General features: G+C 68.9%; 9 protein-coding genes and 2 tRNA genes. All 11 read right to left on the bottom strand.

Annotated elements, in window-relative coordinates; translation table 11 throughout:
• Positions 1–47 precede the first annotated feature (47 nt).
• Positions 48–120: transfer RNA gene (locus J4E96_RS00055), tRNA-Ala, on the bottom strand.
• A 27-nt stretch (positions 121–147) separates the two neighbouring features.
• On the bottom strand, positions 148–267 hold the full coding sequence (locus J4E96_RS00050) for a DLW-39 family protein (RefSeq protein ID WP_227423798.1): 120 nt from the start codon (positions 265–267) through the stop codon (positions 148–150).
• A 28-nt stretch (positions 268–295) separates the two neighbouring features.
• A tRNA-Ile gene (locus J4E96_RS00045) sits at positions 296–369 on the bottom strand.
• Between the two features lie 74 nt (positions 370–443).
• Positions 444–1,292, bottom strand: coding sequence for a DUF3566 domain-containing protein (locus J4E96_RS00040; protein ID WP_227423797.1), 849 nt, complete (start codon positions 1,290–1,292; stop codon positions 444–446).
• A complete protein-coding gene (gene gyrA / locus J4E96_RS00035; protein WP_227425851.1) occupies positions 1,289–3,865 on the bottom strand; it encodes a DNA gyrase subunit A in 2,577 nt (858 codons plus the stop codon). Before gyrA ends, J4E96_RS00040 begins: the two co-directional genes overlap by 4 nt.
• A 214-nt stretch (positions 3,866–4,079) precedes the next feature.
• On the bottom strand, positions 4,080–6,110 hold the full coding sequence (gyrB, locus tag J4E96_RS00030; protein WP_227425850.1) for a DNA topoisomerase (ATP-hydrolyzing) subunit B: 2,031 nt from the start codon (positions 6,108–6,110) through the stop codon (positions 4,080–4,082).
• A gap of 171 nt (positions 6,111–6,281) precedes the next feature.
• Positions 6,282–6,794, bottom strand: a complete 513-nt coding sequence (locus tag J4E96_RS00025) for a DUF721 domain-containing protein (protein WP_227423796.1) — start codon at positions 6,792–6,794, stop codon at positions 6,282–6,284.
• A 49-nt stretch (positions 6,795–6,843) separates the two neighbouring features.
• Positions 6,844–8,043 (bottom strand): DNA replication/repair protein RecF, encoded by a 1,200-nt coding sequence (gene recF, locus J4E96_RS00020; protein WP_227423795.1) that lies wholly within the window; start codon positions 8,041–8,043, stop codon positions 6,844–6,846.
• 3 nt (positions 8,044–8,046) lie between these two features.
• The gene (gene gnd / locus J4E96_RS00015; RefSeq protein ID WP_227423794.1) at positions 8,047–8,961 is read right to left on the bottom strand and encodes a phosphogluconate dehydrogenase (NAD(+)-dependent, decarboxylating); all 915 of its coding nucleotides are present in this window, start codon (positions 8,959–8,961) and stop codon (positions 8,047–8,049) included.
• A gap of 63 nt (positions 8,962–9,024) precedes the next feature.
• Positions 9,025–10,155, bottom strand: coding sequence for a DNA polymerase III subunit beta (gene dnaN, locus J4E96_RS00010; protein WP_227423793.1), 1,131 nt, complete (start codon positions 10,153–10,155; stop codon positions 9,025–9,027).
• A 485-nt stretch (positions 10,156–10,640) separates the two neighbouring features.
• Positions 10,641–12,098 (bottom strand): chromosomal replication initiator protein DnaA, encoded by a 1,458-nt coding sequence (gene dnaA, locus J4E96_RS00005; RefSeq protein WP_227423792.1) that lies wholly within the window; start codon positions 12,096–12,098, stop codon positions 10,641–10,643.
• Between the last annotated feature and the right edge of the window lie 315 nt (positions 12,099–12,413).

Below are 12,413 nucleotides of genomic sequence, written 5' to 3'. Positions count from 1 at the left end.
CTCCCTCAGCTGGCCGCTGCGGGCCAGGAGGAGAACAGAGGAGAGGGTGGAGCCAAGGGGACTCGAACCCCTAACCCCCTGCTTGCAAAGCAGGTGCGCTACCACTTGCGCCATGGCCCCGCTACCGGGCGGCGAGCGCCCGGCGAACTACTCGAACGTGTCGGTGACCTCGGCCCACAGGTCGCGGTCGTCGCGATCGTCCTCGAACCGCCGCCACACGAGGTACCCAAGCGTCGCGGCGCCGAGAAGCAGCATGAACTTCTTCATCGAACCCCCCTGTCGCGTACTTCTGGAGTGGGCCTAAGAGGACTTGAACCTCTGACCTCTTCCTTATCAGGGAAGCGCTCTAACCGTCTGAGCTATAGGCCCGCACTCACGACCGCGGTGTGACCCGAGGCGCCGGTTGAGACTACCCCAGCGCGGCCGTACGACCCAACCGGGGGTCAGTCGTCCGTGAGAGTCAGCGTCACGCCGCCCACGAGTGCGGCCGTGATGTTGTACAGGAAGGCGCCGATCGTCGACAGCGCCGTCAGCAGCACGACGTCGACCACGGCGACCACGGTGGCCCCCGACACGACGCGGCTGAACGCGACGTACTGCAGGACGTCGATGGGGGACTCCTCCCCGACGATCTCCGTGATCATGTCGTTCACGCGGGTGAACACGGTCAGCCCGTCGAGGGCGAACCACACGACCGCGGCGGCGATCACGATCATGATGCCGATCGCGACCGAGAGCAGGAACGACAACTTCATCACCGACCACGGGTCGACCCGGGAGATCGACAGGCGCACCCGCCGAGGGGCGCCCGCGGTGGCCGCCGACGGCGCCGGCAGCCGCGCGCTCGAGGCACCCTCGGAGGTGGCCTCCTTGCGCGGCGCGGTGGAGGTGGCTCCCGCAGCGGCCGGAGCCGCGGCAGCTGGAGCGGCTGCGGCGGCCGGGACGCGGGCGGGAGCGGGCTGGGTCTCGGTGGGAGCGATCGTCGGTACCGCCTTCGTGGAGTCGGGGCGTGGCGTGGCGGGGGTCGGGCTGGCCGGCACCCGGCCGGCCGCGGCGGGGAGCGTCGGCGCGGCAGGAACGCTGGGCGCGGCAGGAACGCTCGCCGCGGCGGACTGCGTCGCGGCGGGACGCGGCGCGGCGGGCTCGGGCTGCGCCGGGACCCCCGGGTGCACGGTCGAGGTGGGCCGCGCCGTCGCCGCGACGGGCACGGCGATCGAAGGCGCGGGCGAGGCCGCTCCCGCGGGCCGCTTGCGCGGCGGGATCGAGGGCGGGACCTGCTGGTCGTTGCTCATTCCTCGCCCTCACTGGTCGTTGCCATCGAGCCGCTGTCCGGATCCGTGACGCTGTCGGCGATGTCCGCCGGCTCGCCGGTCGACGCCGCGGGCTCGCCGTCCACGGTAGCGGCATCGTCCGCCACCTGTCGCTCATTGTTGCGGGCGATGCCGATGATCCGGTCGCCGCGGTCCGGCTTCGCGAAGGTCACGCCCTGCGTGTTGCGCCCGGTCGAGGTGACCTGGTTGACCGCGGACCGCACGATCTTGCCGCGCTCCATGATCACCAGGACCTCGTCGTCCTCGTCCGCGATCAGGGCGCCGACGAGGTCGCCGCGCGCCTCGACGAGGTTCGCGACCTTGATGCCCAGGCCGCCGCGGCCCTGCACCCGGTACTCGTCCACCGACGTCCGCTTGGCGAAACCACCCTCGGTGACCACGAACAGGTCCGCCCCGGGCCGAACGACGTCCATCGCGAGCAGGTGGTCCCCGGCCCGGAACTTCATGCCCGTGACGCCGGAGGTCGCGCGCCCGAGCGGGCGCATCGTGTCGTCGTTCGCCGTGAACCGGATCGACTGGCCCTTGCGCGAGACGAGGATCAGGTCGTCGGTCGGGTCGACCAGGCGCGCGGAGACGAGCTCGTCGGACTCGCCCTCGCCGTTCTCGCGCAGGTTGATCGCGATGACGCCGCCGGTGCGGTTCGAGTCGAACTCGGTCAGCCGGGTCTTCTTGACCAGGCCGCGCCTCGTGGCGAGCACGAGGTACTCGGCGTGGCCGTAGTCGCGCAGGTCCAGCACCTGGGCGATCTGCTCCCCGGGCTGGAACGCGAGCAGGTTCGCGACGTGCTGACCCTTGGCGTCGCGGCCGGCCTCAGGCAGCTCGTACGCCTTCGCGCGATAGACGCGGCCCAGATTCGTGAAGAACAGCAGCCAGTGGTGCGTCGTCGTGACGAAGAAGTGGTCGACGATGTCGTCCTCGCGCAGCGCGGCGCCGCGCACGCCCTTGCCGCCGCGCTTCTGCTGCCGGTAGTTGTCGATCCGGGTCCGCTTGGCGTAGCCGCCGCGCGTGATCGTGACGACGACCTCCTCCTCGGCGATGAGGTCCTCCATGGAGACCTCGCCGCCGAACGGCAGGATGACGGTGCGCCGGTCGTCGCCGTGGCGATCGACGATCTCCATGAGCTCGGTGCCGACGATGTCGCGCTGGCGCTGCGGCGAGCCGAGGATCGACTGGTAGTCCGTGATCTTGCGCTGGAGCTCGTCGTAGTCGTCGGTGATCTTCTGCCGCTCCATCGCCGCGAGGCGGCGCAGCTGCAGGTTGAGGATCGCCGTCGCCTGGTCCTCGTCGACCTCGAGCAGCGCCATCAGGCCGGTGCGCGCCTGGTCGACGTTGGGGGAGCGACGGATCAGCGCGATGACCTCGTCGAGCGCGTCGAGCGCCTTGAGGTAGCCGAGCAGGATGTGCGCCTGCTCCTGCGCCTTGCGCAGCCGGAAGGTCGTGCGGCGCACAATGACGTCGAGCTGGTGGGTGACCCAGTGCCGGATGAATGCGTCGAGGCTGAGCGTGCGCGGCACGTCGTCGACAAGCGCCAGCATGTTCGCGGAAAAGTTCTCCTGGAGCTGGGTGTGCTTGTAGAGGTTGTTCAGGACGACCTTCGCGACGGCGTCGCGCTTGAGCACGATCACGAGGCGCTGGCCGGTGCGGCCCGACGTCTCGTCGCGGATGTCCGCGATGCCCTGCATGCGGCCGTCCTTGACGAGCTCGGCGATCTTCTGCGCGAGGTTGTCGGGGTTGACCTGGTACGGCAGCTCGGTGATGACGAGGCAGATCCGGTTCTGGATCTCCTCGACGTTCACGACCGCGCGCATGGTGATGGAGCCGCGGCCGGTGCGGTAGGTGTCCTCGATGCCGCCGTGGCCGAGGATCGTGGCGCCCGTGGGGAAGTCCGGGCCCTTGATGCGCTCGATCAGGGCGTTGAGGAGCTCCTCCTTCGTCGCGTCCGGGTTCGCGAGGTGCCACTGCACGCCGTCGGCGATCTCGCGCAGGTTGTGCGGCGGGATGTTCGTGGCCATGCCGACGGCGATGCCGGCGCTGCCGTTGGCGAGCAGGTTCGGGAACCGCGACGGCAGGACGATCGGCTCCTGGTTCTTGCCGTCGTAGTTGTCCCGGAAGTCGACGGTGCCCTCGTCGATGTCGCGGACCATCTCCATCGCGAGCGGCGCCATCCGGCACTCGGTGTACCGCGGCGCGGCGGCCGGGTCGTTGCCGGGGGAGCCGAAGTTGCCCTGCCCGGCGACGAGCGGGTACCTCATGGACCAGTCCTGCACGAGGCGCACCAGCGCGTCGTAGATCGACGAGTCGCCGTGGGGGTGGTACTTGCCCATGACGTCGCCCACGACGCGCGAGCACTTGTTGTAGCCCCGGTCGGGCCGGTAGCCGCCGTCGTACATCGCGTAGAGCACGCGCTTGTGCACCGGCTTGAGGCCGTCCCGGACATCGGGCAGCGCGCGCCCGACGATGACGCTCATCGCGTAGTCGAGGTACGACCGCTGCATCTCGAGCTGCAGGTCGACCTGCTCGATCCGGCCGTGCATCGCGAACGCGGCGGCGACCTCGTCCGCGTCGCTGCGCACGACCTCGGTCGCGTCGCTGTTCTGGCCGCCATCGCTGGGCCCGGGGGTCTGATCGGTCACCGTCTACCTCGTCTTTCGGGCGGCGCGCACCCCCCGGCGCTCTCGGGCCGGGGCGTGCACCACCGCTGGGTGGTTCCGTGCTGATCTGCGGCGGCCTGCTCGGCCCGCAGCTGGGCTAGATGTCGAGGAACCGCACGTCCTTGGCGTTCTGCTGGATGAACGCGCGCCGCGACTCCACGTCTTCACCCATCAGGATCGAGAAGATCTCGTCGGCGGCCGCCGCGTCATCCATGGTCACCTGCAGCAACGTGCGCTGCTCCGGGTCCATCGTCGTCGCCCACAGCTCGGAGTAGTCCATCTCGCCGAGACCCTTGTAGCGCTGGATCCCGCCGTCCTTCGGGATGCGCTTGCCCGCCGCCTGGCCCGCGTGCAGGAACGCCTCCTTCTCGCGGTCCGAGTACACGTAGTCGTGCTCGGCGTTGGTCCACTTGATGCGGTACAGCGGGGGCTGCGCGAGGAACACGTGACCGTTCTCGATCAGGGGACGCATGTACCGGAACAGCAGCGTGAGCAGCAGGGTGCAGATGTGCTGGCCGTCGACGTCCGCATCGGCCATGAGCACGATCTTGTGATACCGCAGCTTGGCGAGGTCGAAGTCCTCGCCGATGCCCGTCCCGAAGGCCGTGATGAGCGCCTGGACCTCCTGGTTGCCGAGCGCGCGGTCGAGCCGGGCGCGCTCGACGTTGAGGATCTTCCCGCGGATGGGCAGGATCGCCTGCGTGCTGGGGTTCCGGCCGCGCACCGCGGAGCCGCCGGCCGAGTCGCCCTCGACGATGAAGACCTCGCACTCCTCGGGCTTGTTCGACTGGCAGTCGCGGAGCTTGCCGGGCATGCCACCCGACTCGAGCAGCCCCTTGCGGCGCGTCGCCTCGCGCGCCTTGCGGGCGGCCAGCCGGGCGGCCGAGGCTTGGATGGACTTGCGGATGATGTCGCGGGCCTCGTTCGGGTGGCTCTCGAGCCAGTCACCCAGCTGGGTGTTCACCACACGCTGGACGAACGTCTTGGCCTCGGTGTTGCCCAGCTTGGTCTTCGTCTGGCCCTCGAACTGCGGCTCGCCGAGCTTGATCGACAGGACCGCCGTGAGCCCCTCCCGGATGTCGTCGCCGGTGAGGTTGTCTTCCTTCTCCTTGAGCAAGTTCTTCTCGCGCGCGTACCGGTTGATGAGCGTCGTCATCGCCGCGCGGAAGCCCTCCTCGTGCGTTCCCCCTTCGGGGGTGCTGATCGTGTTCGCGTAGGTGTGCACGGACTCCGTGTAAGCCCCGGTCCACTGCATCGCGATCTCGAGCGACAGCCGCCGCTCGGTGTCCTCGGATTCGAAGTCGATGATCTCCGGGTGGATGAGCTCGACCTTCTTCGTCGAGTTGAGGTGCCGGACGTAGTCGACCAGTCCGCCGTCGTACCGGTAGGTCACCGTCCGGTGCGCCGCAGGCTCGCTGCCCTCGACGGCGGCCGCGCCCACGACCTCGTCCTCCGTCCCGGTGTGGCCCGGGCGCTCGTCGGTGAGCGAGATCTTCAGGCCCTTGTTGAGGAATGCCATCTGCTGGAACCGGGCGCGCAGCGTCTCGAAGTCGTAGGTCGTCGTCTCGAAGGTGACGTCGCTGGCCCAGAAGGTGACCGTCGTGCCGGTGCTGTCCGCGTCCTCGTCCTGCGAGAGCGAGGCCTGCGGGACGCCGTCGGCAAAGGCCTGCCGCCAGACCGACCCCTGGCGGCGCACCTCGACCTCGAGCTTGGAGCTGAGCGCGTTGACGACCGAGACGCCGACTCCGTGCAGCCCGCCCGAGACGGCGTACCCGGAACCGCCGAACTTCCCGCCGGCGTGCAGCACGGTCAGGACGACCTCGACGGCCGACTTTCCCTCGCTCGCGACGATGCCGACTGGGATGCCGCGCCCGTTGTCGACCACCCGCACGCCGCCGTCGGCGAGCAGGGTCACCTCGATGTGATCGCAGTAGCCGGCCAGCGCCTCGTCGACCGAGTTGTCGACAACTTCGTACACCAGGTGGTGCAGGCCACGCTCGCCGGTCGAGCCGATGTACATGCCCGGGCGCTTGCGGACGGCCTCGAGGCCCTCGAGAACCGTGATCGCGCTGGCGTTGTAGGTACCGTCTCCGACGGGTGCGACCGACGTTGTGCTGGCACCGGTGATGGGGCTCTGGTCGACCACGGGCGGGGGTACTCCTCAAGCTCTCGCACACGCGGATGGACCGAGCCGATGGGCCGGATCACTACCGGGCGCTGAATTTCCAGGCACAGACGCGCCAGGAATGACCTCCACAGTCTACCTGGCGACAGCGCCAGGACCTCATGTGCACAGCCCTCAGCCGAAGGTATCTCGGGGGCCCCTCCCGGGAACCGAACGCGGACCCCGCTTGAATCCGGGTCCGGCGGGGCCGAGAACGCGGACCTCGCGCACCACACCCTCGCCGACGTCGTCGGCAAGTCGGCGCAGCAGCTGCGGCACCAGCAGCTTCAGGTTGGTCGCCCAGCTGGTCGAGTCCGTGCGGATGACCAGCTCGCCCGCCTCGAACGTCTCCGGCGTGCAGTGATCGGCGATCTGATCGCCGACGACGTCGCGCCAGCGCCCGATCACGCCGCCGACCGACACGTCCTGGGTCCAGCCGCGATCGCGCACCAGGGCGGCGAGCGTGTCCGAGACGAGCCGAGGATCGCGGCCACCCTTGCCGGGCGTGCCCCGCAACGGCTCGAGTGGCGTGCGGCGACGAGGCTCCTGACCTGGCCTGATACCCCGCCCCGCCGCCGCGGCCTTGGCCCGGTTCAACGCCGCACGGGCCACCTCGGCCGGCGGCGTGAGCTCCACCCGGTCGCCCACGGGCAGGCTCGCGTCGTCGGTGGGATCCACCGCGGCCTCCGGCGGGTCCTCAGAGGACACGTTGCACCTGCCCCTGCATGACGTCGACGCGCGCCCCGGCGAGCTGCTCCGGCACGTCGCCCGGGACGGCCGCGGTGACGATCACCTGGCCGGCGCTCGAGACGAGGTCCGCCAGCCGGTCGCGACGCCGCGTGTCGAGCTCGGCGAACACGTCGTCCAGGATCAGGACCGGCTCGCCATCCGTGCCCCAGTCGGTGACCCACTCCGGACCGTCGGGCTCCGTGAGTAGCCGGTAGGACGCGATACGTAGCGCGAGCGCGAACGACCACGACTCTCCATGACTGGCGTACCCCTTCACCGGGAGGTCACCCAGGTCCAGCACGAGGTCGTCGCGGTGCGGGCCGACGAGGCAGACGCCACGCTCGAGCTCGCGCGAGCGGAGCCGACCCATCGCCTCCATCAACTGCGCCTCGAGCAGGTCGACCCCGGGCAGCTCCGCCGGGAGTCCCACGCGATCGCCGTGCTCGGCCGCCGAGGTCGCGTCGAGCGACGACCGGTAGGTCAGCTGGGCAATCCCCTGACCGGCGCTGACCTGCTCATATGCCGCCTGCACGTGGGGTCTCAGGGCGGCGACGAGCGCCTGCCGCGTCGCGATGATCTGGGCGCCGACCTCGGCGAGCTTCGCATCCCAGACGTCGAGCGTGCGCAGGTCGGCACCCCCCCGGGAGGCGCGCATGGCGGCGCCGGCCGACTTCAGCAGCGCACCGCGCTGGCGAAGCACCCGGTCGTAGTCGGCGAGGGTGCCGGCCATCCTCGGGGTGACGAGCACGGCGAGCTCATCGAGGAATCGCCGCCGGCCGTCCGGGTCTCCCTTGACGAGCGCCAGGTCCTCCGGTGCGAAGACCACCGTTCGCAGGATCCCGAGCACGTCGCGCACCCGGGGAACCGGCGATCGGTTGATCCGCGCGCGGTTGGCCTTGCCCGCCGTGATCTCGATCTCCACCAGGCGTGCCCGGTCGGCCCGGACGATCCGCGCGCGCACAACCGCGCGCGGCGCCCCACTCTTGATCAGGGCCACGTCGGACGACACCCGGTGGCTGCTCAGGGTGGCGACGTAGCCCAGCGCCTCGACGAGATTGGTCTTGCCCTGGCCATTCGGACCGACCAGCGCCGTGACGCCTGGCTCCAGCTCGAGATCGACCCCGGCGTAGGACCGGAAGTCGACAAGAGAAAGGTGCGAGACGTACACCGGTCAGCTGACCGTGCCCGCCGACCCCGCGGCGTGTGCAGGCTTGACGGCGTGCCCACCGAACTGCTGGCGCAGCGCCGCGACGACCTTCATCGCGGGGGAGTCGACCTGCCGTGAGGAGAAGCGAGCGAACAGCGCAGCGGAGATGACGGGCAGCGGAACCGCGGCGTCGATCGCGGCATCGACAGTCCAGCGACCCTCCCCGGAATCCTCGACCCAGTCGCTGATGTCGCCAAGCTCGGGGTCTTCCTCGAGCGCCTTGACCAACAGGTCGAGCAGCCAGGACCGCACGACCGTGCCGCGCGTCCACGCCTTGAGGGTGCCGGTGACGTCGGTCACGAGATCCTGCGCCTCGAGGAGCTCATACCCTTCCGCGTATGCCTGCATGAGGCCGTACTCGATGCCGTTGTGGACCATCTTCGCGTAGTGGCCGGCACCGACCCCGCCCGCGTGCACGAAACCCTCGTCGCGCGGTCCCGGCGGGCGTAGCGCGTCGAAGACCGGCATGGCCTCGGCAACCTGGGCCGCCGCCCCACCCACCATCAGCCCATAGCCGTTCGCCAGACCCCACACTCCGCCCGAGACGCCGACGTCCAGATAGCCGATGCCGCACGCGGCGAGGGCGGTGGCATGCACCGCATCGTCAGTGAAATGCGAGTTACCACCCTCGATGACCAGATCACCCGAGCCGAGCAGCCCACCGAGCTCGGTGATGACCGCGGAGGTCGGGGCTCCGGCGGGCACCATCACCCACACGATGCGCTGCCCGCCCGGCAACGCCTCGACCAACGCGGCGAGCGAGGGGACATCCGAGACCGCGGGGTTGCGGTCGTACCCGGTCACGGCGATGCCTGCGGCGCGCAGGCGTTCGGCCATGTTCGCGCCCATCTTGCCCAGCCCTACGAGACCTATCTGCATCGTCAATCCCTTCGACCGAGTCCGTCGTCTGTGCTGGCGTGCCGACGCCTCGCCGGCCAGGAGTCAGCTTGCGAAGCGGATCGGAACCAGCAGGTATCGGTAGTCCTTGAGGTCCTCACCGTCGAGCGCGGCCTGCCCGGTGAACTCGACCGGCTTGTTCGGGTGGGTGAACGACATCCGCACAAACTCCGTCGCGAGCGCCCCGAGCCCGTCGAGCAGGAACTGCGGGTTGAACGCCACCGAGATGTCGTCACCCTCGAGCGTCGCCTCCAGTGCCTCAGATGCCTGTGCATCATCGCCCTGCCCGGCGTCGAGCACGACCTGGCCCGCCGAGAAGGTCAACCGGATCGGCGTGTTGCGCTCGGCAACGAGGGCGACGCGCTTCGCGGCGTCGGCCAGGGCCTGGGTCGAGACCACTGCGTGGATGGGCGTCTCGTCCGGGAACAGCCTGCGCACCGCGGGGTAGTCGCCGTCGACGAGCAGGGACGTGGTGTGCCGGCCGCCCGCTTCGAACCCAATGAGATCGACGCCCGCTCCGGTGGCAAGCGCGACGTTGACCTGAGCAGCACCGCCGAGGGACTTCGCGGCGTCGGACAGCGTCCGCGCGCGCACGAGGGCCACGGTCGAGATGTCGGGGGACGCCGGGTTCCAGGTGAGCTCGCGCAGGGCAAGCCGGTAGCGATCCGTTGCGAGCAGGGTGATCTTCTCGCCCTCGATCTCCATCCGTACGCCCGTGAGCAGCGGAAGGGTGTCGTCGCGGCTCGCAGCAATCGTGACCTGGGCGACCGCGAGCGTGAGCTTGTCTCCGTCGATCGTGCCGGACAGCGCCGGCATGGCCGGGAGCGCCGGGTAGTCCTCGACCGGCATCGTCAGGAGGGTGAACCTGCTGGCCCCGCAGGTGACGGTGACCTTCGTGCCATCCAGGACGACGTCGACAGGCTTGGCCGGCAACGCCCGCGAGATCTCCGCGAGCAGTCGCCCGGAGACCAGGACGACGCCCGGTTCGCTGACCTCGGCCGCGATCTCCGAGCGTGCGGACACCTCGTAGTCGAACGTCGACAGGTGGAGCACACCGCTGGAGTCGGCCTCGATCCGCACGCCGGCAAGGACGGGAACCGGCGGTCGGGTGGGCAACGATCTCGCGGTCCAGGTGACGGCTTCGGCCAGCACATCACGTTCGACCCGGAACTTCATGCCACGCCCTTCGTTGAGCTGCGCCTCGCAGTGGAGGGCTGGGCCCGTCGATCCTGTGGGCGCAGCCAAGTTTTGTGCGAACACTACGCGAGTGCGACGAGCGTCGGGAACGCTTAGCGGGCGGTGGTTCGCCTGCCTGGCCGGGGCGGGCTGGTGCTCGTGATGAAGGCGTTGTGGATTTTCCAATGAGATCAAGTTCATCGTTGTCATCGCCTCTGTGCACGATGTGGAGAAGCCATGACTTTGCAGGTCACATGCGTCGGCGGCGTGTGGACGCTCAGGTGGACCGCCAGTGTGGATCAGCGCTCGAGCGGTGGACGAGTCTGCTGGCATGGAGGGCCGTCCACCGAATCACAGCCGCTCGTCCACATTGGCTCATGCGGGTCATCCACCACCATCCACAGAGATATACACAGGTGTGTACATTCATCTCGGGATCGTGTTAGGGGGAGTGCGAACGACCCGGTTCCGGGCGTCGGCGGAGGTCAGCCGCGCCGCTGCTGCTTGATGCGGCTGGTGAGCTCGGTGACCTGGTTGTAGGTCGACCGACGCTCGGCCATCTGCTCTCGGATCTTGCGGTTCGCGTGCATCACCGTGGTGTGGTCGCGATTACCGAAGGCCTGGCCGATCTTCGGCAGCGACATGTCGGTGAGCTCGCGGCACAGGTACATCGCTATCTGCCGTGCAGTGACCAGCACCCGGGACCTTGAAGGCCCGCAGAGGTCCTCGATGGCGAGGCCGAAGTACGAGGCGGTCTGGCCGATGACGGCCGACGCGGTGATCTGCTCGGCGTTCTCGTCGCTGATGAGGTCCTTCAGCACGATCTCGGCCAGCGGGCGGTCCACCTGCTGGCGGTTTAGGTTGGCGAACGCGGTCACCCGGATGAGTGCGCCCTCGAGCTCGCGGATGTTCGCCGAGATCTTGGAGGCGATGTACTCGAGCACGTCGTCCGGTGCCTGGAGGCCCTCGTTCCCCGCCTTCTTCCGCAGGATGGCGATCCGGGTTTCGAGGTCGGGTGGCTGAACATCGGTGATCAGGCCCCACTCGAACCGGGATCGCATGCGGTCCTCGAAGCCGTTTAGCTGCTTGGGTGGCAGGTCAGACGTGATCACGACCTGCTTGTTCGCGTTGTGCAGGGTGTTGAACGTGTGGAAGAACTCCTCCATCGTCTGTTCCTTGCCCTGCAGGAACTGGATGTCGTCTACGAGCAGCACATCGACGTCGCGATACCGCCGCTGAAACGCGCCGGCCTTGTCGTCGCGGATGGAGTTGATGAAGTCGTTCGTGAACTCTTCCGAGTTCACATAGCGGACCCGCACGCTGGGATAGAGATTGTGTGCGTAGTGGCCGATCGCGTGGAGCAGGTGCGTCTTGCCGAGGCCGGAGTCGCCATAGATGAACAGGGGGTTGTAGGCCTTGGCCGGGGCCTCCGCGACGGCAACGGCGGCGGCGTGCGCAAACCTGTTCGAGGCGCCGATGACGAAGGTCTCGAACAGGTACTTCGGGTTGAGGCGGACGGGTTCGACCGGGGGTTTCTTCCCGTGCTGAGATCGGTGGCCTGTGTAGGCGGTCTGCAGCGGCTCGTCGACCTGTCCGTCGTCGGGCAGCGCGTAGGCCGTGTGTCCGGGCACCGTTGCGGTCGAGGCGACCGGGCGTAGCGCGGCGGTCGACATCTCCATCGCCGAGTCGACGGTGATGGCGAATCGCGCCTCGCGACCCAGTGCGTGCGACAGCGCCTCGGTGACCTCGGCGCGCACGCGCGACTCGAGGTAGTCCTTCGTCAGGTCATTGCCGACGGAGAGGATCAGGGTGTCGTTGAGCAGCCCGAGCGGACGCGCGAGCTTGACGAAGGCAAGCTGTCGGGGAGTGACGTCGGGACTCTGCTCGATCTCATCGACGGTGCGATCCCAAACCTCGGCAAAGCCGTCGTCCTGTTCTGACACGTGGTCTTCCTCGCTGATCTTCGAACGATCGTCCGCCCGGAAGTCTTCCACCGTCGAACTGGTCCACACACTTTTCCACAGGTTGTGGTCGGTTGGGAACCCGATCGTCGTTGGGGCTGGCCGCGGGAGTGGTCGTCGCGAGGAGGCGGGGTGTCTGGTCTCGTTTGACCGACCCGTGTGAGCCAGCGTAATGTGGAACAGCCGTTGTTGACGGCTGCTGCGTCGTGCCCGCATGACGCAGGTGTGCCCGCTCTGCGCTCTGCGAACCTGCCCGCCGCGAAGCGGTGTGCACGCCGAGGCGTCGACAGCAGCAGC

Origin of the sequence: Pengzhenrongella sicca (assembly GCF_017569225.1) — a bacterium.
GTDB classification, from domain to species: Bacteria; Actinomycetota; Actinomycetes; order Actinomycetales; family Cellulomonadaceae; genus Pengzhenrongella; species Pengzhenrongella sicca.
This window is presented reverse-complemented; position numbering and strand designations above follow the sequence as displayed.

What these genes read in the sequence shown, in the direction of transcription:
- J4E96_RS00050 (WP_227423798.1), bottom strand. Translation starts at nt 267, where the DNA reads ATGAAGAAGTTCATGCTGCTTCTCGGCGCCGCGACGCTTGGGTACCTC.
- gyrA (WP_227425851.1), bottom strand. Translation starts at nt 3,865, where the DNA reads ATGCACGGCCGGATCGAGCAGGTCGACCTGCAGCTCGAGATGCAGCGG.
- gnd (WP_227423794.1), bottom strand. Translation starts at nt 8,961, where the DNA reads ATGCAGATAGGTCTCGTAGGGCTGGGCAAGATGGGCGCGAACATGGCC.
- dnaN (WP_227423793.1), bottom strand. Translation starts at nt 10,155, where the DNA reads ATGAAGTTCCGGGTCGAACGTGATGTGCTGGCCGAAGCCGTCACCTGG.
- J4E96_RS00040 (WP_227423797.1), bottom strand. Translation starts at nt 1,292, where the DNA reads ATGAGCAACGACCAGCAGGTCCCGCCCTCGATCCCGCCGCGCAAGCGG.